17 protein-coding genes are annotated in these 23,645 nt (G+C 73.0%); 9 read left to right on the top strand and 8 right to left on the bottom strand.

What is annotated here, in order from left to right; genetic code table 11:
• Positions 1-208: 208 nt before the first annotated feature.
• From add to ACIBCT_RS15740, 6 genes are all read left to right on the top strand, one after another.
• The gene (gene add / locus ACIBCT_RS15765) at positions 209-1,267 is read left to right on the top strand and encodes an adenosine deaminase (protein ID WP_399188921.1); all 1,059 of its coding nucleotides are present in this window, start codon (positions 209-211) and stop codon (positions 1,265-1,267) included.
• 9 nt (positions 1,268-1,276) lie between these two features.
• Positions 1,277-1,720 (top strand): type II toxin-antitoxin system PemK/MazF family toxin, encoded by a 444-nt coding sequence (locus ACIBCT_RS15760; protein WP_399188919.1) that lies wholly within the window; start codon positions 1,277-1,279, stop codon positions 1,718-1,720.
• 71 nt (positions 1,721-1,791) lie between these two features.
• The gene (locus ACIBCT_RS15755; RefSeq protein ID WP_399188917.1) at positions 1,792-2,334 is read left to right on the top strand and encodes an RNA 2'-phosphotransferase; all 543 of its coding nucleotides are present in this window, start codon (positions 1,792-1,794) and stop codon (positions 2,332-2,334) included.
• A gap of 240 nt (positions 2,335-2,574) precedes the next feature.
• Positions 2,575-6,357 carry an AMP-binding protein gene (locus ACIBCT_RS15750; protein ID WP_399188915.1) on the top strand — a complete coding sequence of 1,261 codons (3,783 nt, stop codon included), beginning with the start codon at positions 2,575-2,577 and terminating at the stop codon, positions 6,355-6,357.
• 27 nt (positions 6,358-6,384) lie between these two features.
• Complete coding sequence (locus tag ACIBCT_RS15745) at positions 6,385-6,654, top strand: phosphopantetheine-binding protein (protein ID WP_399188913.1); 270 nt, start codon at positions 6,385-6,387, stop codon at positions 6,652-6,654.
• Positions 6,655-6,734: 80 nt separating this feature from the next.
• Positions 6,735-7,562 (top strand): FkbM family methyltransferase, encoded by an 828-nt coding sequence (locus tag ACIBCT_RS15740; protein ID WP_399188911.1) that lies wholly within the window; start codon positions 6,735-6,737, stop codon positions 7,560-7,562.
• 68 nt (positions 7,563-7,630) lie between these two features.
• Here ACIBCT_RS15740 and ACIBCT_RS15735 read toward each other — a convergent pair whose 3' ends face one another.
• The 5 genes from ACIBCT_RS15735 to ACIBCT_RS15715 form a co-directional block, all read right to left on the bottom strand.
• On the bottom strand, positions 7,631-8,599 hold the full coding sequence (locus ACIBCT_RS15735) for a phytanoyl-CoA dioxygenase family protein (protein WP_399188909.1): 969 nt from the start codon (positions 8,597-8,599) through the stop codon (positions 7,631-7,633).
• A 71-nt stretch (positions 8,600-8,670) separates the two neighbouring features.
• Complete coding sequence (locus ACIBCT_RS15730) at positions 8,671-10,359, bottom strand: 4-hydroxyphenylacetate 3-hydroxylase family protein (protein WP_399188907.1); 1,689 nt, start codon at positions 10,357-10,359, stop codon at positions 8,671-8,673.
• A gap of 69 nt (positions 10,360-10,428) precedes the next feature.
• The gene (locus ACIBCT_RS15725; RefSeq protein WP_399188905.1) at positions 10,429-11,787 is read right to left on the bottom strand and encodes a condensation domain-containing protein; all 1,359 of its coding nucleotides are present in this window, start codon (positions 11,785-11,787) and stop codon (positions 10,429-10,431) included.
• 214 nt (positions 11,788-12,001) lie between these two features.
• Positions 12,002-13,279, bottom strand: coding sequence for a cation:proton antiporter (locus ACIBCT_RS15720; RefSeq protein WP_399188903.1), 1,278 nt, complete (start codon positions 13,277-13,279; stop codon positions 12,002-12,004).
• A gap of 28 nt (positions 13,280-13,307) precedes the next feature.
• The gene (locus ACIBCT_RS15715) at positions 13,308-14,789 is read right to left on the bottom strand and encodes an FAD-dependent oxidoreductase (RefSeq protein WP_399188901.1); all 1,482 of its coding nucleotides are present in this window, start codon (positions 14,787-14,789) and stop codon (positions 13,308-13,310) included.
• Between the two features lie 306 nt (positions 14,790-15,095).
• Between ACIBCT_RS15715 and cmdF the strand changes: the two genes are divergently transcribed.
• Positions 15,096-16,697 carry a tyrosine 2,3-aminomutase gene (gene cmdF, locus ACIBCT_RS15710; RefSeq protein ID WP_399188937.1) on the top strand — a complete coding sequence of 534 codons (1,602 nt, stop codon included), beginning with the start codon at positions 15,096-15,098 and terminating at the stop codon, positions 16,695-16,697.
• Positions 16,698-16,931: 234 nt separating this feature from the next.
• On the opposite strand, the gene ACIBCT_RS15705 is transcribed toward cmdF, so the two are convergent.
• Positions 16,932-17,915 (bottom strand): NAD-dependent epimerase/dehydratase family protein, encoded by a 984-nt coding sequence (locus ACIBCT_RS15705; RefSeq protein WP_399188899.1) that lies wholly within the window; start codon positions 17,913-17,915, stop codon positions 16,932-16,934.
• Entirely contained in the window at positions 17,912-19,288 is a 1,377-nt protein-coding gene (locus ACIBCT_RS15700) for a nucleotide sugar dehydrogenase (RefSeq protein ID WP_399188897.1), read from the bottom strand. The genes ACIBCT_RS15705 and ACIBCT_RS15700 overlap by 4 nt, the downstream gene beginning before the upstream one ends.
• A 378-nt stretch (positions 19,289-19,666) precedes the next feature.
• Between ACIBCT_RS15700 and ACIBCT_RS15695 the strand changes: the two genes are divergently transcribed.
• A complete protein-coding gene (locus tag ACIBCT_RS15695) occupies positions 19,667-20,845 on the top strand; it encodes a DegT/DnrJ/EryC1/StrS family aminotransferase (RefSeq protein WP_399188895.1) in 1,179 nt (392 codons plus the stop codon).
• Positions 20,846-21,123: 278 nt separating this feature from the next.
• On the opposite strand, the gene ACIBCT_RS15690 is transcribed toward ACIBCT_RS15695, so the two are convergent.
• Positions 21,124-22,344: a methyltransferase domain-containing protein gene (locus tag ACIBCT_RS15690; protein WP_399188894.1), complete on the bottom strand. Its 1,221-nt coding sequence runs from the start codon at positions 22,342-22,344 to the stop codon at positions 21,124-21,126.
• A gap of 217 nt (positions 22,345-22,561) precedes the next feature.
• On the opposite strand from ACIBCT_RS15690, the gene ACIBCT_RS15685 reads away from it, so the two are divergent.
• The gene (locus tag ACIBCT_RS15685) at positions 22,562-23,608 is read left to right on the top strand and encodes a methyltransferase (RefSeq protein WP_399188892.1); all 1,047 of its coding nucleotides are present in this window, start codon (positions 22,562-22,564) and stop codon (positions 23,606-23,608) included.
• Positions 23,609-23,645 lie beyond the last annotated feature (37 nt).

Raw genomic sequence — 23,645 nt, 5'->3', positions numbered from 1 at the left:
CTGGTCCGTCCGTACGCGGTGACCGGGGGGGGGGCCGCCCCCCCGCCCCCCCACCCCCAGGAGGGCCCCGGGGGGGGGGGGGGGGGGGGGGGGGGGGGGGGGGGGGGGGGCGCCCCCCGCCCCGCCCCCCCCCCCGCGCGCGCGGCCCCCCCCCCCCCCCCCCCCCCCCCCGCGGCCGCTTCACCACGAGGCTCTAGCATTCTGCGGCGTGAGAGATCTCCGCCTGCTTCCCAAGGCCCACCTGCACGTCCACCTGGAGAGCACGGTACGCCCGGAGACCGTGCGCGAGCTGGGCGGGCCACCGGAGCCCGAGGGTGCGTTCACGAGCTTCCGGGAGTTCGCCGACCAGCGGGCCAAGGTGCGCGAGCTGCTGCGCACACCCGAGCACTTCCGCCGGATCGCCCTGGAGTTCTGCGAGGACGAGGCCGCCCAGGGCACCCGCTACGCCGAGGTGACCTTCACCGCCGCCTCGCACGGGGAGCGGGTCGGGCGGCTGGAGATGCCGCTGGAGGCGGTGCTCGACGGGCTGGCCGAGGGCGAGGCCAGGTTCGGCGTCCGCAGCCGGGTGCTGCTCGACCACTCCCGGCGCCGGCCGGTGGAGCGGCTGTGGCGGACCTACGAGCTGGCCACCCGCTACGACGAGGTGATCGGTATGGGGCTGGCGGGCGACGAGAGCCATCCGCTGGCGCCGTTCGCCGAGGTGTTCGGCGCGGCCGCGGACGCCGGCCTGCACCTGGTCCACCACGCCGGGGAGTCCGCCGGCGCGGCCAGCGTCCGCGAGGCACTGGACCTGGGGCGTACCGAACGGCTCGGGCACGGCATCCGGGTGCTCGACGACGAGGCGCTGGTGGCGCGGGTGCGCGAGAGCGGCATCCCGCTGGAGGTCTGCCCCACCTCCAACGTCCTGCTCGGCCTCGTCCCCTCGCTGGCCGACCACCCGCTGCCCCGGCTGCGCGCGGCCGGGCTGAGGGTCACGATCAACACCGACGGCGAGACCGCGCTGGCCGACGAGTACGCGCGGCTGCGCGAGGTCTTCGGGTACGGCGACGACGTCCTGGCAGAGCTGGCCCGTACCTCGATCGAGGCGTCGTTCGCCCCCCGGGACCTCGTCGCGGCGCTCCTGGCCGAGGTCGACGCCTGGTCGTCCACGGACCCGCCCCCGTCCGGGGGCGGGTCCGTGGCCGGGGGCGGGAGCGGATCGGGGCGGACGCCGGGGGACGCCTCCCCTGGCCGGTCCGGCGGCGGGTCCGGGAACACGCCCGTGTAGGCTGTCCGCGTGCGTGATCTTGGCGATGACCCCCGTCCGGCCCGTGGCGCGGTCCGCGAGATCCTTCGCGTCGACCGGAGCGCGACCCTGCACTACTCCCCCGACCTCGACGGGCTCGCCGACCCCGGCGAGATCGTCTGGGCCTGGGTCCCGTACGAGGAGGACCCGGCCCGGGGCAAGGACCGGCCACTGCTGGTCGTCGGCCGCCACGGCCGCGACCTGCTCGCCCTGATGCTCTCCAGCCGCGCCGGGGGCGGCCGTCCGGACGACTGGCTGGAGATCGGCCCCGGCGCCTGGGACCGGGACGACCGCGTCTCCTACCTGCGCCTGGACCGGGTCTTCGTCCTCGGCGAGGACGACATCCGGCGCGAGGGCTCCGTCCTCGACGGCGAGCGCTTCGCCCGGGTGGCGGCCGTGCTCAAGCAGACCCACAACTGGGCCGCCGACGGCTGAGCCCCTCCCGCATCTCGGGACGGCGTGAATTCGATGGAGAACGGCGTCGCCGGTCGGCATCCTGGTCTCCCATGGACGACAGAAGACTCGTTCGAGTCTCGAAGTACCTCTCCAAGCACCTGCGGCACCAGCCGGAGAGCATCGGCCTGACGCTCGACCCGCAGGGCTGGGTGGAGGTCGAGGCCCTGCTCGCCGCCGCGGCGCGGCACGGGTTCGCGATCACCCGTGACGAGCTCGCGCGGGTGGTGGAGGGCAACGACAAGCGGCGCTTCACCGTCGAGGGCGACCGGATCCGCGCCAACCAGGGGCACACGGTCGAGGTCGACCTGGACCTTCCCACCGTCGAGCCGCCCGAGTTCCTGTTCCACGGGACGGTCGGCGCTCAACTGGCCGCCATCCGGCGCGAGGGCCTGCTGCCGATGGCCCGCCACGCCGTGCACCTGTCCCCGGACCGGGAGACCGCGACCCGGGTGGGAGCGCGCCGGGGCCGTGCGGTCGTACTGGTCGTCCGCTCCGGGGAGATGCACCGGGCCGGCCACGAGTTCCAGGTGAGCGCCAACGGCGTCTGGCTCACCGCCCACGTGCCGCCCGACCGCATCACGTTCCCCGACTGAGGCCCGGCACAGCACGGCCCGTCCGTCTCGTTCCTCCGGTCGACACTCCGCCACCGTACTTCCCAGCACCGCATCACGTTCCCCGGCCGACGCCCGGCAACCGAGGAGATGCGGCCGCGCGACCCCGGAGCGGACCATGGGTCGCGCGACCACCGGCCTGCCGCGTCCCACCGGCGCGGCGGGCCGGCGCCCGAAGGGGAACGGAACGCGGCACCGCACGGGAAGGCGGGAGGGCAGGACGTGGCGTCTCACACGCGTGCCGTCCGAGGCAGACGGGCGGTCACGTCCTGCGCGCAGGACGGGCTGTGGCTGCTCGACGCGCTGGACCCGGAGCCGGTGGCCCACGGCGTGGGCGCGGCCTACCGGATCCGCGGCGACCTCGACGTCGGCGCGCTGCGCGCCGCCTGGAGCGAGGTCGTCCGCCGTCACGAACCTCTCAGGACCGTCATCCGCGAGAGCGGCGGCCGTCTCGTCCAGTACATCTCACCGTCGTCCGAGGAGGCCGGCCACGCGCTCGCGCTCCTCGACCCGGACGCCGTCGTCGGCGACGGCGCCGACGACATGGGTCGTGACATCGGTCATGACATGGGTCCCGATGTCGGCCCCGATGACGATCCCGGCGCGGAACGGCGTGCCGAACGGGTCCGCGCCGCGCTGAGCGCCGAGCCGTTCGACCTGGCACGAGGCCCCCTGGCCCGGGCGACCCTGGTCCGCCTGGGCGAGAACGACCACCTGCTGGCGCTCCGGCTGCACCGCGCCGTCGCCGACCACCGGTCCGTGTCGATCGTGGTGGACGAACTGTCGGCCGGCTACGCCGCGGCGCTGGCGGGAAGACCCGCGGGCACGGCCCTGCCCGCCCTCACGTCCCGGTTCGCCGACCACGCGCGTCGGCAGCGCCGGTGGATCCGCACCCCTGCGTTCCACGAGCTGCTGGACTGGTGGACCCGCGCGCTGACCCCCCTGCCGCCTGCGGCCCTGCCCGTGGACCACGGCCGTCCCCGATCCGCGCGCGGCCGGACCGTCCGGTTCGACTGGGGCCCGGACGCGCGCTCCCGGATCGCGGAACTGTCCCGCGCCGCCGGGACCACGCCGTCCACCGTCCTGCTCGGCGCGCTGCACTGCCTGCTGCACCGGTACGGGGGCACGGACCGGACGGCGGTGACGGTCCCGGCGAGCCTGCGCACGGCTCCGGGGACGGACCTGCTGGTCGGGCCGTTCGTCAATCCGCTCGTGCTGACCGCCGACCTCTCCGGCGGGCCGTGCTTCCGCGAGCTGCTCACCCGGCTGGACGGACGCGTCCGCGAGGCCCTCTCCCGCAGGGAACTGCCCTTCCCGTACGTGGTCCGGGCACTTCGCGCCGACCGGGACCCGTACCGGGTCCCGCTGTCCGACGTCGTGCTCGACGTGCGGGAGAGCCCCGAGGCCGAGCTGCGGCTTCCCGGCGCCGAGGTGCGCCGCCTCCCGGCCACGAAAGCCACGGAAGGCACGGACGGCACCGACGGCACCGACGTGGTCGCGAGCCTGGCCGACCTGACGTTCACCGTGGACCTGGCCGGGCCCTCGGTCACCGGTTCGCTGACCTACCGCGACGGCCTCCTGGACGAGGGCTCCGCCCGCTCCGTCCTGGACCAACTGCACACCCTGCTGACCGCCGCCGCCGGGGACCCCGGCCTGCCGGTGGACGCTCTCCCCCTGGAGCCCGCCGACCGCGTCCGCGAGGCCGCCCGCGAGGCGGACCGGACCGGAGCCGGCCCCTCCCCCGGTCCCGGGGTCCACGAGCTCGTCCGTCTGCACGCCGCGCACCGGCCGGACGCCGCCGCGGTCGCCTGGGGGGGTGTCGTCACCTCCTACCGTGAGCTGGCCCGGCGGGCGTCCGTCCTCGGCGCCCACCTGCGCAGCCTGGACCACGGGGGCGATGCCGGAGACGGCTGCTCTGGGGGCGGTTCCGCAGGCCGTGCCGGAAGCGGCGCCGGAAGCGGTGCCGGAGGTGTCGGAGGCGCGGCGGTGGCGGTGCGCGTACCGCCGGGTCCCGGCCGGATCGCGGCGCTGCTCGGGGTGCTCGGCACGGGCGCCCACCTGGTCTGGCTCGGCACGGGCGACGCCGGGGACCGCGTCCGGGCGGTCCTGTCCGACCTGCGCCCCGCCTGCATGCTCGTGGAGGGGTCACCCGACGGGGACGAACTGGCCCGCTGGTACCGCGACGAGCTGGGCGGGAGGGTCATCGACATCACCGGCGGCCTCGCCCTCGACACCGACACCGACACCGACAGCGACAGCGACAGCGACAGCGACAGCGACAGCGAGGACACGGCGGGCACGGCCGACCTCGCCGCCGACATCGTGGCCGGGGCCGGAGGCTCCCCTGCGGAGCCGCCGCTCCCCGGCGTCCCGGGTCCGGACGCCTGGGCGTACGTCGCCTACACGTCGGGCTCGACGGGACGTCCCAAGGGGATCCCGCAGACCCACGCCGCCCTCGCGCAGTTCGTCACCTGGTTCGCCGCCGAGTTCGGCATCGGGCCCGGCTCCCGGGTGGCGCAGTGGGTGACCCCCGAGCACGACCCGGCCCTGTGCGAGGTGTTCGCGACGCTCGTCTCCGGGGCGACGCTCTGCCCCGTACCGGACGGCATCAGAGCACACCCCGAGAAGCTGGTGGCCTGGCTCACCGACCAGGAGATCACCCACATCCAGACCGTTCCGAGCTTCGCCAGGACGCTCCTGGGCGCGATCACCGGCGGAGGAGCCGGGCACCCCGCCCGCCTCGGGCACATCCTGCTGATGGGAGAGGCGGTATCGCCGGAGCTGGTGCGCGGCCTGCGCGCGGCCCTGCCGTCCACCCGGCTGATCAACCTCTACGGGCCCACCGAGACGATCGCGGCGACCTGGCACGAGATCGGCGGCACGACCGGGGACACCGCCGGGGACACGACCGGCCGCACCGTCGATGACACGACCGGGGACACGGCCGGTCACGGGGTCGGGGACGCCGCCGGTGTGATCCCCATCGGGCGTCCCATCCCCGGCAGGCAGGTCCTGGTCGTGGACGAGTGGGACCGTCCCTGCCCGGCGGGGGTGACCGGTGAGATCGTCGTGCGCACCCCGTACGTCACCCCCGGGTACATCGGCACGGCCGGTGGCGAGCCCGTCTTCGAGCCGCTCCGGGGGCCCGGGAGACCCGAGGAGCCCGCGGTGGCCTGCCGGACCTACCGGACCGGGGACCTGGCGCGCCGGCGCTGGGACGGCCGCCTGGAGTTCCGCGGGCGCAAGGACTTCCAGGTGAAGCTCTCCGGCGTCCGGATCGAGCTCACCGAGGTGGAGGCGACCCTGTCCGCGCACGAGTCGGTGGCCGAGTGCGCGGTCGTCGCCCGTACCGGCCGGGACGGCCTGCCCGACGCGCTGGTCGCCTACGTCGTCCCGGCCCCCTCCGCGTCCGGGGACGCCTCCCCGGCCCGGGCCTGGCGGGCCTGCCTGCGGCGGCGTTTCGGCCGCGACACGCCGGCCGTGCTGTTCACCGTCCTGGACCGCCCGCTGCCGCGGAACCTCACCGGCAAGGTCGACCGGGGAAGGCTGCCCGGCCCCCGGCACGCCGCCTGGCGGCCGGAGCCCCCGGCCCCGACCCCGACCCAGAAGGGCGTGATCGCCATCTGGTCGGACCTGCTGGGGCGGGCGGAGATCGGCGTCGAGGACGACTTCTTCGCGGCCGGTGGCCACTCCCTGCTGGTCCCCCGGCTCGTCGCGCGCGTCCGGGACCGCTTCGGCGTCGAGCCGTCCCTGCGGCGGTTCTTCGCCGAGCCGACCCCGGCCGGGCTCGCGGCGCTCGTCGACGAGGCCACCCGGCCGCCGGTCACGGGCGTCCACGAGGCGGCCCGGCCGCGGGCCGCGGGTGCCCGGGGAGACCGGTCCGGCGTCCCGCGGGGAGGGACGGCCGGTGGGGACGGTCCCCAGGACGGCCCGCGTGGACGGGGACGTGCCGCGCACCACGGTGCCGCCGTTCCCGCCGGAGCCCTCTCCGGGGGACAGGGATGATTCACATTGACGGCAGGAGGAGAGCCAATGACCGTTGACCAGCGCCCGAGCCCCGTCGCCTCGGACATCGAGCGGCGGGTCGAGCGGATCTGGAAGGACGTGCTCGGCGTGGCCGAGTTCCCGTCCGACGCCACCTTCTTCGAGCTGGGCGGGCAGTCCGTCTCGGCGGTCCGGATCATCGCCCGGATCGAGGAGGAGATCGGCGTCACGATCGACATGGGCGACCTGTTCGAGGACCCCGACCTGGCGACGTTCGTCCGCGACGTCGCCGCCAGGGCGCCGCGGGAGCAGGCGTAGCGAAGCGACGAGGACGGCCGGGGCGGCGCGGCCGGCCCCGGCCGTGCCGTGCCGTCCCGGCCGCGCCGTGAGGAGGAGAGATGGGACTCGTGCGCAGGCGCCTGCCGAACGGCCTGGAGGTGACGCAGGTCGATCCCGGAGAAGCGGCTGTGATCTATCGGGAGATATTCGTCGAGGAGTCGTACCTGAGGGACGGCTTCCCTTCCACCGGCCTCGACGTGATCTTCGACATCGGCGCGAACATCGGTCTCGCGTCGATCTTCTTCAAGCAGCGTCACCCGGACGCGCTCGTCGTCGCCGCGGAGCCCGGGCCGGACACCTACGCCGCGCTGCGCGAGAACTTCGACCGGCACGTCCCCTCGGGAGTGGCGCACGAGGTCGCCGTGTCCGACCGGAACGGCACCCGGCGCTTCGGCTACTACCCGCAGGCGCCGGCGGAGTCGGGTTTCTACGCCGACGAGCCGGAGGAGACCGAGCTCGCCAGGCGGCTCCTGGTGCGCGGCGGGGTGCCCGCGCCGGCCGCCGAGAGGCTGGCCCGGTCGCGGCACCGGCTGTCCCACGTGGAGTGCCGGACCGTCACCCTCTCCTCCCTGATACGGGAGCACGGGGTGGACCGGGTGGACCTGCTGAAGATCGACGTGGAGAAGGGCGAGCTGGACGTGCTGGCCGGTATCGAGGAGCCCGACTGGGCCAGGATCGGCCATCTGGCGCTGGAGGTGCACGACATCGGGGGCCGGCTGACGCGGGTCGTGTCGATGCTGCGCGAGCGCGGCTTCCGGGTCGCCGTCGAGCAGGAGGACCGGCTCTCGGACACCGGCATGCACATGCTGTTCGCCACCGCCGGGCGGAGGGCCGCTTCGCTGTCGTCCGGGGCCTCCCGGTCGTCCGGTGTGACGAACACGGAATGACGCGGACGGACGCGGATGCGAAAAGCCCCTGGCCATCGGCCAGGGGCTTTTCGGTCGCCGGGGTCGGCTCAGGCGTCGACCGTCTCCCGGGGGGCGCCCGCCGCCTCACGGGAGGCGTTCTCGCCGGAGGCGCTCTCGCGAACGGCGTTCTCGCGGGAGGCGTTGAGTCCCATCAGGTCCGCGGCCGCGCGCGCCTGGGCGATGTCGTCGTGCTCCAGCACCATGTGCGGGTCCTGGAGCTCGAACCAGCCCACTCCCGGCGGGCAGCGGTCGTAGCCGAGCAGGCGCCGGACCTCCTCGGGGTGGGCCAGCACCGCCTCCTTCGGCACCGCGATGTACTGGTTCTCCTCCTGGCGCAGGTTCGCCACGTCCAGCGAGAGGGTCAGGCCGACGCGCGGCCGGTCGGTGTCGTTCCTGCCGCCGCAGTGGTACACCCCTCCGGCGAAGATGAGCGCCGACCCGGCGGGCATCTCGGCGGGGATGCTCTCGGCGTACCGCGGGGCGCGCTCGTCGTCCCAGTGGTGGCTTCCCGGGATCACCAGCGTGGCGCCGTTCTCCGCGGTGAAGTCGGTCATGGCGAGCATGAGCTGCAGCCGGATCGTGGGGCCCGGGTGCGGGCGCAGGTAGAGCGTGTCCTCACGGTGCAGGGGCTGCTTGCCCTGTCCGGGGTCGATCTGGATCGCCTGGGTGGCGCTGATGTGGATGTTCGGCGTCATCTCGATGCGGGAGCGGCCGATCCAGATCGGCACCGGCCGCTGCATGATCGTCCGGGCCGGTCCCAGGTAGAGGGGGTGGGTGACGACCGGCGTCAGGTGGGTCGTGCGGGCGAACAGCGAGGAGATCCGCCGGGTCCGATGGCCGTCGTAGCCGCTCTCGCAGTAGTCGGAGGCCTCCAGGTCCGGGCCGAGGTCGGCCCAGAGGCCCTTCATCGTCGCCTCGTCGGCGAGTCCTTCGACGATCACCACGCCGTCGCGCTCGAGCGCCTCGACGACCTCCTCGGGAGCGGCATCCGGTTTCACGCGGATGAGGGCTGTCATCGTCGGTTACCCCTTTCGTGCTTGTCAGGACGCTTCTCGTACCGGCCGGCAGGTGGAGCGGTAGGGCCCGCTCAGCCGTTGAACGCGTCGGAGGTGAAGTGCCGCAGCTCCTCGAAGGAGGACAGGTCCGGCACGGTCCAGCCCTCCAGGTCGTACTCGCCGAGGCACTGGTCGACCAGGGCCTTGTACTCGTCGATCTGCCGGCCGGCGGTCTGGCTGAAGAGGAGCTCCAGCCGGATGTTCTCGTGGTTGCCGGAGTAGTTGCGCTCGTACAGCTCGTGCCGTCCGCCGAACTCCGAGCCCACCGCGTCCCAGAGGAGTTTCATCAGCTTGACCCGGTCCACGGCGTCCGCGCCGTGCGAGCCGCGCAGGTACTTGTCGAGGTACGGGCGGATCTCGGGGTTCTTGAAGTCGGCGGTGCTGGAGTTGACGTAGATCAGCCCGCTGGCGACGTCCTGCTCGATGATCTCCTTGATCCGGGTGTAGCCGAGCTGCATGAACCAGCGGTAGGCCATCACGTACTGCGGGTTGGGCAGCAGCGCGGAGTTCTTCCACGGCACCGGGTTGCGCGCCGCCGCGTCCGACAGGCCCCAGAACAGGTTCCGCCAGGCCAGCACCTCGCCCAGGCGGGTCTGCACGCCCCGGAAGTCGGCGGTGCCGTTCATCTCCAGCGCCTTGACGAGCAGGCCCGCGATGAAGTCGAGCTTCACCGCCAGCCGCGTGCAGCCGTGGAAGGCCGCCCGCTCCATGAAGCCCGACTGGCCGGAGAAGGCCCGGACCTTGCCCAGGTGGCCGTAGACGAACACGTTCTCCCAGGGGATGAGCACCTTGTCCAGGATGAGCAGGGTGTCGTTCTCGTCCATCCGCGAGGAGAGCGGGTAGTCGAAGGGCGTGCCCATGACCGCCGAGGCCGCGGTGTAGGAGGTGCGGCAGACCAGCTTCATCCCGGGAGCGGACATCGGGACGGTGGCGACCAGCGCGAACCTGCGGTCCTTGACCGGCAGGCCGGCGTGCGCGATGAAGTTGTAGTGCGTCAGCGCCGAGCCGGTGGCCACCACCTTGGCCCCGCTGACCACGAGGCCGGCGTCGGTCTCCTTCTCGACGTGCACGAAGACGTCGGCGACCTCGTCCGGCGGCCGGTCCCGGTCCACCGGCGGGTGGACGAACGCGTGGTTCCAGTACAGCACCTTCTCCTGCGACTCCCGGTACCAGCGCCGCGCGTTGTCGTCGAAGGGCGCGTAGAAGTCGGCGTTGGCACCGAGCGTGCCGAGGAAGGAGGCCTTGAAGTCGGGGCTGCGTCCCATCCAGCCGTAGGTCATCCGGGCCCACTCGGCGATGGCCCGCTGGTCGGCGACCAGGTCGTCGACGCTGCGGGGGGTGGTGAAGAACCGGTGGGTGTACCCGTCGCTCCCGGTGTCGGTCGGCGCCGTGAGCACCTCGCGCCGGGCCGGGTCGTGCAGCGCGTCGTAGAGCCGCGCGACCATGCGCGCGGGGTTGTGGAACGCGGGGTGCGACGGCACGTCCTTGACGCGCTCCCCGTAGATGTAGATCTCACGGCCGTCCCGGAGGGTCTCGATGTACTCTTCTCCGGTCAGGGGACGGGTGCTTCGCCGGGGACCGGCCGCGTCCGGCCCGGTCGCGTCCCGTCCGGTCGCGTCCCGTCCGGTCGCGTTCCGTGCGGTCGTGTCCGGCAGGCCCGCGTTCGGGCCGGACGCGTCCGGCCGGGGAGCGTCCGGTCCGGCGGTGGGGTGGTCGACCATGGCGTCTCCGGATCTCGTCGTCTGTCGCCGCATCTGCCGTGCGCGCCCGCGTTCCGCGCGGGCACCGGGTCAGAGCCGCCTCGGGTCGGTGTCCGGTGCGGTCACCGCCGCGCGCAGCACCCGCAGGAAGTCGGCCAGCATCCGGCTCATCGTGTCGGCGTCGAAGCGGTTGCTGTTGAATCCCAGGCTCCCGACCATGTCGTTGGAGGGCCCGATGTGCAGGGTCCACAGGATGCCGTCGGGGACGTCGGAGCCGACCTCCTGGGAGACGGTCCGCCGCCACAGCTTGGAGTAGGTGAGTCCTCCGGCCCGCTCGTCGGTCGCCAGGTACGGCGAGCTGATCGCCTGGAAGGCGCTGACCTGGAGGTCGTCGCTGGCCACCGGGGCCATCAGGGTGGGGGCCTCGCCCAGGATCTGCACGAACGGGACGTCGTGCGAGTAGGCGCCCAGGCAGGCCTGGCGGGTCCTGCGGACCACGTCGCGGAACGTCTCGCAGCCCGACAGGTCCGTCCTGAGCGGGAGGAAGTTGATGAACGACCCGACCGTCTCGTGGAAGCGCGCGTTGCCGCGGCCGGGCGTGAACGTCGGCACCACGAGGTCGTCGGTGCCGGTCAGCCGGCTCAGGAACACCTGGTAGGCGGCGAACAGGACCATGAACGGCGAGCTCTTCAGCTCACCGGCCAGGGACACGGCCGCGGAGGCCACCTCGGGGTCGACGGCGAAGCGGTGCCAGGAGGTCGCCTTCGGCGCTCCGGCGGAGCGGGGACGGTCGGAGCGCAGCGCGGTGATGTGCGCGTCCCGCAGCGTGTCCCGCCAGTACGCGCGCGCCGCGACCGCGGCCGGGGAGTCGGCGTTCTCCCGCTCGTGGCGGGCGTACTCCTGGTACTGCGGCACGTCGGGCAGGTCCGGTTCCGTACCCTCGGCGCGGGCGGCGTGGCAGGCGAGCAGGTCGCGCAGGATCACGTCGATCGACCAGGCGTCAGCGGCGGTGTGGTGGGCGTTGAGCACGAGCACCGCGTCGGTGTCGTCGAAGCGGCCCACGACGGCCCGCAGCAGCGGGACCTCGCAGGCGTCGTTGGTCCCCGACTCCACCTCGTTGAGCAGCTCCTCGGCGCGGCTCTCACGCTCGTGCGCGGGGCATCCGCCGAGGTCCCGCACGGTCAGCCGCGGGGAGCAGGGGGCCAGGACGCGCTGGTACGGCCGCTCGCCGTCGCGGACGATCACGGTACGCAGCGCCTCGTGCCTGGCCACCACGTCGCTCAGGGCCGCCTCCAGCGCCGTCAGGTCGAGCTCGCCGCGCAGGCGCCATGCCCCGACCACGTGGTAGCGGGGGCCGAACGGGCCCTCCGTGGTGCCCGTGTCGAACGCGCACAGGAACTCCTGGTGAAAACTCAGCGGAATCTGCTCAACCGGTGCGACGGTGGTCATTGCCGATACCTTTCCCTAGTGACTCCCCGGCGGTACGGGCATCCGCGGGGCCTTTCCCCGGCGGCCCGGTACGGGCGGGAACGCGCACGTCCAGCGTAGATTTCTGTTCTCGTCGATGCTTCTCGGGAATTGCGTTCCTCGCTCTCCGGGAATCGCGTTCCCCCGGGAGGCGCGACCCCGGGACCGCGCCGTCCTCTCGCGGTGTCCCGGGACGTCATCCCGCGGCGTGCCACGCGGCCTGCCGCTCCCGGCGCGCGAGCTCCTCCTCGTCGGGCGGGAGGCGCCGCACCGCCGCGCGCAGCAGCGGGGGCGCGGTCAGCGAGGTGACGACCGCGATGAAGACGATGACGGTGAACATCGCCGTGGTCAGCACCCCGAGTGCCAGGCCGGTCGCGGCGATGATCACCTCGACCATGCCGCGGGAGTTCATGCCCGCGCCCAGGGCCAGCGCCTCCCAGTGGTTCAGCCGGCCGGTCCGCGCGCCCAGGTAGGCGCCGGCGAACTTGCCGGCGGTCGCCACCAGGAGCAGCAGGACGCCGACGGCCAGGATCTCGGGCCGGGTCAGCGCCGTCAGGTCCAGGCGCAGGCCGATGCCGGCCAGGAAGACGGGCGCGAAGACCGACATGACGATCGTGCGCAGCGGCGCCAGCCGTACCGGGTCCACCAGGGTGAGGACGGCCGCTCCGGCGACGAAGGCGCCGAACAGCGCCTCCATGCCCATCGCCCCGGTGACGGCGGCGGAGAACAGCACGATCGAGACCGCGGTCGCGATCGATGAGCCCGCGTCCCGGGTCACCACGGGCAGCGCGCGGCGCGCGAGCGGGCGGCAGAGCAGGACCGCGGCGGCGACGAAGGCCACCGTGTACGCCACGGTCGCCGCCACGCCGCCGGCGTGGGCCCGGCCCGCCGCCATCGCCGAGACGAACGAGAGCAGCAGCCACCCCACGGCGTCGTCGAAGAGCGCGGCGGTGACGATGAACTGGCTGATCCTGCGGTGCAGGATGCCGAGGTCGCTCAGCGTCTTGGCGATCACGGGCAGTGCCGTGACGCACATGGTGACGCCGATGAACAGGGCGAAGACGTCCCGGGAGGTGCCGGGGGCCAGGACCTCGCCGGGCAGGAGGTACCCGGTCGCCACGCCCAGTGCCAGCGGCACCAGCAGCCCGGCGAGGCTGATCCGCAGCGCGACCGCGCCGCGCTCGCGCAGCAGCCCCGGGTCGAGCTGGGCGCCGGTGATGCCGACCAGCAGCAGCACCCCGATCTGGCCGAAGGCGTCCAGGAGCTGGGTCTGCCCGGCCGGGAAGAGCTGTCCGGCGAGCTGCGGGGCGGCGTGGCCCAGCACCGTCGGGCCCAGCAGCACCCCGGCCAGCAGCTCGCCGACCAGCACGGGAAGTCCCAGCCGGGCCGCGACGCGCCCGAGCAGGAGGGCCAGGGAGAGCAGCACGCCCACCTGGACCAGGAAGAGCAGGAAGGCCGAGCCCGCTGACGGCATGATCGGTCGCTCCGTTCACCGGCCCGCGTCAGGCCGTCTCGTGCCGGACCCACATCAGGCCGTCCGCGGAGGCGCGGAGGCCACCGGGCTCCAGCGGCCCGCCCTCGCCGGCCCGCTCGCCGAGCAGGGCCCGCCCCTGCAGGGCCGCGCCCTGCTCCAGCAGCTTGGACAGGACCGGTCCGCTCGCGGCGCCGAGGGACTCCACGGGCTGCTCCTCGAACGTGGCGACCGTCCTGGCCAGCTCCCGGGAGGTGGCCGCCATCCGCGCGCGGGCCATGACGCCGTCGGCGATCTCGTCCGAGGCCACGCCGCCGACCAGCTCGACGAACGCCTCGATGTCCGTGGGGGCGGTGTTGGAGACCTTGCGCGCCTGCCAGAAGTAGGAGTCCTCGGAGCGGTGCATGTCGTAGAAGCCGATGAGGAACTCGTGGAAGAGCCCGTACTCGCGGCGGTAGCGGCGCTCGAACTCGGCGAAGGCGCTCTCCTCGTCGATCGTGCCGGCCAGGCAGGAGTTGACGGACCGGGCGGCCAGCAGCCCCCCGTAGGTGGCCAGGTGCACGCCCGAGGAGAAGACCGGGTCGACGAAGCAGGCCGCGTCGCCGACCAGGACCATTCCCGGGCCCCAGAAGCGCGTGTTGCAGTACGACCAGTCCTTGCGGACCCGGAAGCGTCCGTAGGGTCCCTCGGTGACGCGGGTGGCGCCGGCCAGCTTCTCGCGGATGAGGGGGCAGGCGTCGATGAACCTCCGCATCGCCTCCTCGGGGTCTCCCTGCACGAGCTGCGCCGACTCCTGGCCCACCACCGCTCCGACGCTGGTCAGGGTGGGGCTGAGGGGGATGTACCAGAACCAGCCGTGGTCGAAGGCGACGCTCAGGATGTTGCCCGAGTACGGCTCGGGCAGCCGCCCTCCGCCCTCGTAGTACGTGAACAGCGCCAGGTTCCGGAAGAACGGCGAGTACTTCCGCTCCGAGCCCGCCTTGCCGTACAGGCGGCTGGTGTTGCCGGAGGCGTCGACGACGTACCGGGCGCGGACCTCGGTGGTCCTCCCGTCCAGGTCGCGGTAGCGTACGCCGCGGACGCGCCCGTCCTCCTCGACGACGCCCGTGACGGGGCTGTTCTCCCGTACGTCCACGCCGTTCTTGCGCGCGTTCTCGAGCAGGATGGTGTCGAATTTCATCCGCTCCACCTGGTACGCGTGCGAGGTGGGCCCGGCCATTCTGCGGGAGACGGCGAACTCGAATGTCCACGGCTTCGGATTGCTGCCCCACTTGAACGTACCGCCGCGTTTCACGGTGAAACCCGCGCGCCGGATCTCGTCGTCGACGCCGAGCAGGTGGGCGATTCCGTGAACGGTCGCGGGAAGCAGCGACTCGCCGATCTGGTAACGGGGGAAGCTCTCCTTCTCCAGCAGGAGGACCCGGTGCCCGTGTTTGCTCACGAGAGTGGAGACGGTGGATCCCGCCGGTCCACCTCCGACCACCACCACGTCGTATTCCTGCGGTGAACTCACCGGTACTCCTCTCGAACGGGCGGCCTGCCCAGGCCGCGGCGACCGCACGCGGAAAACGACCCGGCGGCGGTTCCGATGAATCCGTCCACCGCATCCTCACCGTCGCCGTCCGGCCGCGCATCTTCCGTGTTGCGGCGGCCGCCGTGCGAATATGGCAGGAACATGAACCCCTTTCGAGAGCATATTCGCACTCTCGGCGCTGGACTCCGGGGCGCTCTTCGCACAGAATCTGTGAACGCTGTCGTGATTTCCATTCCGCTGTGATTCGTGCGATCTCATGAATTGTCAGAGGTGAGTAATGTGACCATGGTAGAGACCCGCGTGGAGGTCGGGTTCGACGGTGAGAGCCTGGACATCGGGGACGTCCGGCGGGTGGCCGTGGACAGGGCGTCCTGCAGCGTCACCCCCGAGGCCCTGTCACGGGCGGCGGAGAGCCGGCGCATGTTCGAGGACATCGCCCGCCAGAACATCCCCATCTACGGCGTCACCACCGGCTACGGCGAGATGATCTACATGCTGGTCGACGTCTCCAAGGAGGTGGAGCTGCAGACCAACCTGGTCCGCAGCCACAGCGCCGGCGTGGGCCCGCTCTTCGGCGAGGAGGAGGCCAGGGCGATCCTGGCCGCCCGGCTCAACGCCCTGGCCAAGGGCCACTCCGCCGTACGACCGCAGGTGCTGGAGCGTCTGGCCCTCTACCTCAACCGGGGGATCACCCCGGCCATCCCGGAGATCGGGTCGCTCGGCGCCAGCGGCGACCTGGCGCCGCTGTCCCACATCGCCTCGACGGTCATCGGCGAGGGGTACGTCCTGCGGGACGGGCGGCCGGTCGAGACCGCGACGGTCCTGCGCGAGCACGGGATCGTCCCGCTGGAGCTGCGCTTCAAGGAGGGCCTCGCGCTGATCAACGGCACCTCCGCGATGACCGGGCTGGGCTCGCTCGTCGTCTGCCGGGCCCTGGACCAGGTGAGGCAGGCCGAGATCGTCTCGGCCCTGATCATCGAGACCCTCCGCGGCTCGACCAGCCCCTTCCTGCCCGAGGGCCACGAGATCGCCCGCCCGCACCCCGGCCAGATCGACAGCGCGGCCAACCTGCGGACGCTCATGGGCGGCAGCGGCCTGACGGTCGACCACCGCGACCTGCGGCGGCAGGTGCAGCAGGGCAGGCGGGACGGGGTGGAGGTCCAGCGCACCGACATCTACCTGCAGAAGGCCTACTCGCTGCGGGCGGTGCCGCAGATCCTCGGCGCGGTACGGGACACCCTGTCCCACGCCGGGGACAAGCTCCGCATCGAGCTCAACTCCGCCAACGACAACCCCCTGTTCTTCCCGGGTCAGGAGGTCTTCCACGGGGCCAACTTCCACGGCCAGCCGATCGCGTTCGCGATGGACTTCGTGACGATCGCGCTGACCCAGCTCGGCGTGCTCTCCGAGCGCCAGACCAACCGGCTGCTGAACCGGCACCTCAGCTACGGCCTGCCCGAGTTCCTGGTCTCCGGGGACCCGGGGCTCAACAGCGGGTTCGCCGGGGCGCAGTACCCCGCCACGGCGCTGGTGGCCGAGAACCGGACGATCGGCCCGGCCAGCACGCAGAGCGTGCCGTCCAACGGCGACAACCAGGACGTCGTCAGCATGGGCCTGATCGGCGCCCGCAACGCGCGCCGGGTCCTGGGCAACAACGACCGGATCCTCGCGGTGGAGTTCCTGGCCGCGGCCCAGGCGGTGGACGTCTCGGGACGCCACGACGGGCTGAGCCCGGCCGGCCGGGCGACCTACGACGCCGTCCGCGCGCTGGTCCCCACGCTCGACCGTGACCGGTTCATGAGCGACGACATCGAGACCGTGGCCTCGGCGCTGTCCCGGGGGCACTTCCTGGAGGCCGTGCGGCACGGTGGCGTCGAGCTCCGCTGAGCCGCCGGAGAGGACCGGGAACGCGGGAGAGATCGGGAACCACCGGAAAGGCCGGTGCGGGACGGGCGAAGGCCCTCCCGCGCCGGCCTTCGCCGTTCCTCCCTCCCCGCCCGTCCCGGCGGGCCGTGCCGTGGCCCTTCCGGCCCGCTCCCCGGGCCCCGCCTCCGCGCGACGGACGCGAACGGGCCCCGCCTCCGTCGCGCGGAGGCGGGGCCCGCTCGTCGCCGTTCGCCGTCAGGCGGCGCCGCTGTCGGGGATCCCGAGCCACCAGGGGTTGGCGCGGGCCCACTCGATGGTCCTCAGCAGTCCGTCCCTGAGCGGCGTGACGCACTCCCAGCCCAGCAGCGCGCGTGCCCGCGAGGTGTCGGGCACCCTGCGGGGCAGGTCCTCGTAGGCCGGGCCGAGCCGCTCGGCCGTGTCCACCGGCACGGCCGGGCCGGCGCCGGTGAGCTCGGCGATGAGGGCGACGACCTCGGCCACCGAGGTCTCCCGGGTGCTGCCGAGGTTGAAGGCCCGCCCGGCCGCCTCGGGACGGGCCGCGGCCAGCAGGGTCCCCTCGACCGCGTCGGCCACGTAGGTGAAGCAGCGGGTCTGCCGGCCCCGGTCGTACACCACCGGGGGCAGGCCGTTGAGCGCCCGGTGCACGCTGCGGCTGACGATGTAGGCGGGGCGCTGGCGCGGCCCGTAGACGTTGAAGTAGCGGACGACCGTGGCCTCCAGCCCGTGCTGGCGCCCGAAGGCGAACGTGAGGTGCTCGCTGAGCGCCTTGCTGGAGGAGTAGGTCCAGCGGTCGGCCGTGGTCGGCCCGAGGACGCGGTCGCCGTCCTCGGGCCAGGGCACCGAGGGGTTCTTGCCGAAGACCTCGCTGGTGCTCGCCACCACGACCCGCGCCCCGGCCCTGGCCGCCAGCTCCAGCACGTTGCGGGTGCCGGTGAAGTTGACGTCGATGACGTCCAGCGGCCGGGCCAGGTAGCGGTCCACCCCCACCACCGCGGCCAGGTGGTAGACCACGTCCACGCCGCGGGTGATCGCCTCGGCCAGGCGGTCGAGGTCCCGGACGTCGCCCTCGACGTAACGGGCGTGCTCCCCGCCGGGCAGGCCGGGTGGCGGCGCGCCGTCGAAGACGGTGACCTCGTCGCCCCTGGCGAGCAGGCGGTCGGTCAGGTGGCCGCCGACGAAACCGGAACCGCCCGTGACGACGGCGCGGACGGCGCTCATCGCCCGATCCCCCGGTAGGCGTGCCCCAGGGCGCGCAGGCGGGCGATCGTCTCCTTGGGGTAGTAGGCCCGCCCGTCCAGGATCAGGCAGGACTCGGCGACGGGCAGCGCGGCGACGTCGAGGTCCTCGAAGCACCGGTGCAGGGCCAGGATCGCCAGGCAGTCGGCGTCCCTGACGGCCTCGTGCAGGCTCTCCGCCGGCCGGACGCCCAGCAGTTCCTCGGCCTGGTCGGGGTCGACCAGCGGGTCGTGGGCGCTGACCTCCGCTCCGGCCTTGGCCAGCGCCTCGATGACGCCGCGCGCCGGGGTGGCCCGCAGGTCGCCGGTGTTGTTCTTGAAGGCCAGGCCCAGGACGGCGACCTTCGACCTGGCCGGGTCCTTGCCGCGCGCGACCAGCTCGTCGACGACGAGCTGCGCGGTGTGGGCGGGCATGGCCTCGTTGACCTCGCGGCCGGCCTGTGGCGTCCGGAGTTCCACGCCCCGGCTCCGGGCCGACCGCCACACCATCCACGGGTCCTTGGTCAGGCACGACCCGCCCACCCCGGCGCTGGGCAGCAGGATGTTGACGTTGCCGGACCCCTTGGGCAGGGAGTTGGCCGCCTCGATCACGTCGAGGACGTCCACGTCGTACAGCGAGCAGAACATGGCCAGCTCGTTGGCGAGGGCGATGTTCAGGTCGATCCACCAGTTGCTGGCCAGCTTGGTGATCTCGGCCGCCTCCGGTGACTCGTGCTCGATCACCCGGACCCCCAGGGCCCGCCGCCAGAACTCCGCGGCGGCCCGCGTGCTGCGGGCGTCGATGCCGCCGACCACGATCGGCAGCGTGCGCAGCTCCTCCAGGGCGGTGCCCTCGGCGAGCCGCTCGGGGGTGCAGGCGAGCATGAAGTCCCTGCCGGCGGTCAGCCCGCCGCGCTCCAGCAGCGGGACCACGAGCTCGCGGGTGGTGCCCGCGGCCAGGGTGCTCTTGAGCAGCACGAGCTGGCCGGGCCGCAGGTGCTCGCCCAGTGCCAGGCAGGCGGCGCGGAGCTGGCCGTCGGCCATCGACCCGTCGTCCCGGATCGGCGTGCCGACCGCCACCACCACGACGTCGGCCGCGGAGACGGCCGGATGCTCTCCGGTGACCCGCAGCCTGCCGGCCGTCGTGACGCGCGACAGGACCTCCTCCAACTCGTGCTCCCGGAAGCGGCAGTGACCGCTCCTCAGCTCACCGACCAGCACCGGATCGGTGTCGACCCCGACGACGTCCAGCCCGCGGTCGGCCAGCGCCGCCGCAAGGCACGATCCGACGTACCCCAGGCCGACCACGGCGACGGTCGGGTTCTCGCGTGCGTCCACCCCCGGCGGCTCCGGGAGGTCCACCACTGGCACGGCCATGAACCACCTCTCGGTCTCCTCGTCAACGGCATGCCGGTCGGCGGCCGCGGCCGGGGCACGGGGCGATCCGGCACGCGGTCCCGCCCTCCCCGGTGGCGGGCGTTCCCCGCCCCGGGCACGGCGTCCCCCCAATGCTGGTCGGCGCGGAATCACCGCGCACCTTCCCGGTTGCGGCGGTCCCCCGAATTCCCGCGCCTTTCACCGCGTTCTCCGCCCGTTGCCGCGGGATTCCCGGACCGCCCTGGAGTTTCGTGCCCGCACGCCCGCACGGGAACGTTTATCGGAAATTGCCGTATCGGGCCCGTTCATTGTCGGCGCCGTTCCCCGCCATCACTATGGACGTCGGAGGAAAACCGCCGTCATGTGAACGGGGTACCGATGAAAGAAATGATCAATGTCTTCCAGCCCATGCTCGGGGAAAGGGAACTGGCGGCCGTACGGGAGGTCTTCGAGAGCAACTGGATCGGCCGGGGCGCGCGGACGAGGGCGTTCGAGGAGGGGTTCGCCCGTCACCTCGGCGTCGGGCCGCGGCACGTGACCTCCACCAACTCGTGCACCGAGGCGACGTTCATCGCGATGGAGCTGGCCGGTGCCGGACCGGGCTCGGAGGTGGTCATGCCGACGATCAGCTTCGTCGGCGCGGGCAACGCCGTGGCCTCGCGCGGGGCCAGGCCGGTCTTCTGCGACGTCGACCCGCGGACGCTGAACCCCACCGCCGCCCACGTCGAGGCCGCGCTGACGCCGCGGACCAGGGCCGTCGTCGTCCTGCACTACGGCGGTCACCCCGGCGACATCGTGGAGATCGCGCGGCTGTGCCGGGAGCGCCGCGTCCTGCTGATCGAGGACGCGGCGATCGGGGTCGCCTCACGCGTCGACGGCCGCGCCTGCGGGACGTTCGGCGACATGGGGGTCTGGAGCTTCGACCACGGCAAGATCATGGTCACCGTGGACGGCGGCATGCTGTACGTCCGCGACCCCGGGCTCGCGGCGCGCGCCCCCAAGCTGGCCTATCTGGGGATGGAGCAGACCAGCGGGTACGACCAGGCGATGCGCGAGCACACCCGGTGGTGGGAGTTCGAGCTGTCGTCGTTCTCCAGGCGCTCGGTCACCAACGACGTGCTCTCCGCCGTGGGCCTGGTGCAGCTCGGCCGCCTGCCGGACTTCGTGGCCCGCAGGCGCCGGATCGCCGAGCGGTACGACCGGGGGCTCGCCGGCGTCGAGGGGCTGCTCTGCCCGCCGCCGCTGCCGGCCGGCCACGAGTCGTCCCACTACATGTACTGGATCCAGGTCGAGGGCGGCATCAGGGACCGGCTCGCGCGCGACCTGTACGAGCGCGGGATCTACACGACCTTCCGCTACCCGCCGCTGCACCGGGTGGCGGCCTACGGCTCCGACGCCGTACTGCCGGGCGCGGACGAGGCCGCGGCCAGGACGCTCCTGCTGCCCATGCACCAGGGGCTGAGCGACGCCGACGTGGACCGGGTCGTCGAGGCGGTACGCGAGTGCGTGCCCGCCCGCCTGGGGCGCAGCCGGGGCCGGAGCCTGGCGGGGGTCTGAGGACCCTCGGGCCGTGTGGTCTCGGGGCGTACGGCCGCGTGATCGCATGACCGGACGCCGGAACGATCCGGCGTCCGGTGTTCCGTGTCCGCCTGCGCTCGACCCGTGTCCGCCTGCGCCCGGGGCGCCGGGGCGATCCGCGTCCGATGACGGCCGGGACGCCTGAGCCGCCCGTGCGTCGTTACGGGCCGGGACGGCCGAGCCGCCCGCGTCCCGTGACGGTCCGGGCGCGGGGCGGCCCCGGCGGGCCCGTCACGGGGCGCGGCTCGCGGGGCGGCTCAGACGATCCGGACCTCGGGGACGTACAGGATCCACCGGCCCCCGCCCTGGCGGAACGCCCGCTCCTTGGCCATGATCTCGTCGGCGTGGTTCCAGGCGAACAGCAGGGCGTAGTCGGGGTAGGGGTCGGAGAACGCCTCCGGCGGCAGCACCGGCAGGTGCGAGCCGGGCACGAGGTGGCCCTGCTTGGACGGGGTGGAGTCGCACACGAACGGGACCAGGTCCGGGCCGATCCCGCAGTAGTTGGTCACCGTGGTGCTCTTGCCCGGGGCGCCGTAGCCGACCACCCGCTTCCCCTGCGCGCGCAGGTCGCGCAGCAGGGTGACCAGGTCCTTCCGGACGCGCTCGACCCTGTCCCGGAAGCGGCCGAGCGTCGCGGGGTCCGACAGTCCCCGCTCGCGCTCCTCGGCGAGCAGCTCCTGCACCGCGTGGCTCGGCACCCGCGCGCCGGGCCGGGCCAGCGTGTAGCGGATCTCGCCGCCGTGCAGCGGGATGCGCTCGGCGTCGACCAGCTCGAACCCGTGGCGCTCGGCCATCGCCCGTACCGAGGTCACGCTGAAGTAGAAGACGTGCTCGTCGTAGATCTGGTCGAACGCGGTCCGCTCCGTGATCGTGCCCAGGTAGGGCTCCTCGAACACGAAGACGCCGCCCGGCGCGAGCAGCGCGTCGACCCCGCGCAGCAGCGAGGCGGCGTGCGCGATGTGACAGATGGTGTTGGCGCCGAAGACGACGTCCGCGGCGCCGTGGCGGGAGCGGATGCCGGCCGCCGTCCGCTCGTCGAAGAACTCGGTCAGCACGTCGACGCCCCTGGCGCGGGCCAGTTCGGCCACGTTGGTGGAGGGCTCGACGCCCAGGTGCCGTACCCCGGCCCTGGCGATCGTCGACAGCATCACCCCGTCGTTGCAGCCGATCTCGACGATGAACGGGTCGGGACCGGTGAGCTCGGTCTCGAGGAGGCGGAGCGCGTTCTCCTCGAAGTGCTTGCGGTGACCGGCGGATCCGGACGCGTGGTAGCGGTATCCGCCGTGGTACCTGCGTTCCTGCGGGACCTCGTCGAGGAGCTGCGCCATCGCGCAGTCCGTGCAGATCCCGGCCGCCAGACGGAAGAAGTACTCCCCGTCGGTCTCCTCCGGCCGCAGGAAACCGTTGGCCGTCGGCTGCCGTCCCAGGTCGACGAACTCCCGCAGTTCACCTTCGCATACACGGCATCTTCTGTACATGTGCCGGATCGTAAACGCGCCCGTCCCTGTGCCGCTTCTTCACCAGTGCCGTTTTCCGCCCCGTGGCCGCCGTCCGCCGGCCGGACGCGGTTCTTTTCCCCGGGACCGCTTTCCCGGTGACCTCACCGCATTTACGGAGATGCGGACGTGAATGGCGTGTCGATGATTCTGAGTAGTCGTCACATCGGGAACGCCAGCTTTTCTGTAGGGGACATCGATGGTCACCAGCGGTAACGTCACCCTGTCGGACTCCGATTACCTGCGGCTCATCATCCACGGCACGACCGCCTTCGAGCTGCTCCGCACCGCCCTGGAGTTCGGCCTCTTCGAACACCTGGAGTCCTCCGGCGGAATGGACGTGGCCGAGGCCGCGTCGGCCCTGGGGGTCGCCGAGCAACCGGCCCGCGTCCTGCTGCTGGGGCTGGCCTCCCTGCGGTTGCTGGAGCGGCGCGACGGCAGGTACGTCAACAGCCCGGTGGTGAGCCGCAAGCTCCTGCGCGGCGGCGCGCGCTTCCTGGGCCCGCTCGTCGACGTCCAGGCCCGGGTCATCAACGCGAGCATGCCGGACCTGGCCGAGGCGGTACGGCGCGGCACCAACGTGGGGCTGCGGCACCTCGACGGCCCCGGCACGACGCTGTACGAGCGGCTCACCGCCCACCCGGACCTGCAGGAGGTCTTCTACGCCAACATGGGCGACGCGTCGCGCAAGTCGTTCGCGCAGCTCCTGGACCACTACGACTTCAGCGGGGTCCGGCACGCCGTCGACGTCGGCGGCGGCGACGGCACCAACGCCATCGAGCTGGCGCGGCGCTACCCGCACCTGACGGTGACGGTGTTCGACCAGGAGAGCGTGGTCCGGCTCGCCTCCGAGCGGATCGACGACCCCGACCTGCGCAAGCGGGTCCGCTTCCGCGCCGGGGACCTGCTGACCGACCCGCTGCCCGAGGGCGCCGACGCGGTCCTGCTGTTCCACATCTTCGAGATCTGGTCGCTGGAGCGCAACACCGAGCTGCTGCGCCGGTGCCACGACGCGCTCCCCGACGGGGGCGTGTGCCTGGTCTACAACATCTCCTGCGACGACGAGGGCACCGGGCCGATGACGGCCGGGCTGGTGTCGCCGTACTTCCTCACCCTCGCCTCGGGCGAGGGCATGGCCTACTCACCGGGCGACATGGAGCGTGCCGTCCGCGCCGCCGGCTTCTCGCGGGTGGAGCGCCACCAGGACCTGGGCTTCAGCCACGCGCTCGTCGTCGGCCACCGGTGAGATCCCCCTTTCACTGACCGCACGCTGCGCTGGAGGC

Source organism: Streptosporangium sp. NPDC050855, from assembly GCF_044456585.1.
GTDB lineage: Bacteria > Actinomycetota > Actinomycetes > Streptosporangiales > Streptosporangiaceae > Streptosporangium > Streptosporangium longisporum.
This window is presented reverse-complemented; position numbering and strand designations above follow the sequence as displayed.

Excerpts from the sequence above, each read along its gene's own strand:
- ACIBCT_RS15705 (WP_399188899.1), bottom strand. The coding sequence starts at position 17,915 with ATGAGCGCCGTCCGCGCCGTCGTCACGGGCGGTTCCGGTTTCGTCGGC.
- ACIBCT_RS15685 (WP_399188892.1), top strand. The coding sequence starts at position 22,562 with ATGGTCACCAGCGGTAACGTCACCCTGTCGGACTCCGATTACCTGCGG.
- cmdF (WP_399188937.1), top strand. The coding sequence starts at position 15,096 with ATGGTAGAGACCCGCGTGGAGGTCGGGTTCGACGGTGAGAGCCTGGAC.
- ACIBCT_RS15695 (WP_399188895.1), top strand. The coding sequence starts at position 19,667 with ATGAAAGAAATGATCAATGTCTTCCAGCCCATGCTCGGGGAAAGGGAA.
- ACIBCT_RS15725 (WP_399188905.1), bottom strand. The coding sequence starts at position 11,787 with ATGACCACCGTCGCACCGGTTGAGCAGATTCCGCTGAGTTTTCACCAG.
- ACIBCT_RS15730 (WP_399188907.1), bottom strand. The coding sequence starts at position 10,359 with ATGGTCGACCACCCCACCGCCGGACCGGACGCTCCCCGGCCGGACGCG.
- ACIBCT_RS15745 (WP_399188913.1), top strand. The coding sequence starts at position 6,385 with ATGACCGTTGACCAGCGCCCGAGCCCCGTCGCCTCGGACATCGAGCGG.
- ACIBCT_RS15720 (WP_399188903.1), bottom strand. The coding sequence starts at position 13,279 with ATGCCGTCAGCGGGCTCGGCCTTCCTGCTCTTCCTGGTCCAGGTGGGC.
- ACIBCT_RS15690 (WP_399188894.1), bottom strand. The coding sequence starts at position 22,344 with ATGTACAGAAGATGCCGTGTATGCGAAGGTGAACTGCGGGAGTTCGTC.
- ACIBCT_RS15735 (WP_399188909.1), bottom strand. The coding sequence starts at position 8,599 with ATGACAGCCCTCATCCGCGTGAAACCGGATGCCGCTCCCGAGGAGGTC.
- ACIBCT_RS15755 (WP_399188917.1), top strand. The coding sequence starts at position 1,792 with ATGGACGACAGAAGACTCGTTCGAGTCTCGAAGTACCTCTCCAAGCAC.
- ACIBCT_RS15740 (WP_399188911.1), top strand. The coding sequence starts at position 6,735 with ATGGGACTCGTGCGCAGGCGCCTGCCGAACGGCCTGGAGGTGACGCAG.
- ACIBCT_RS15700 (WP_399188897.1), bottom strand. The coding sequence starts at position 19,288 with ATGGCCGTGCCAGTGGTGGACCTCCCGGAGCCGCCGGGGGTGGACGCA.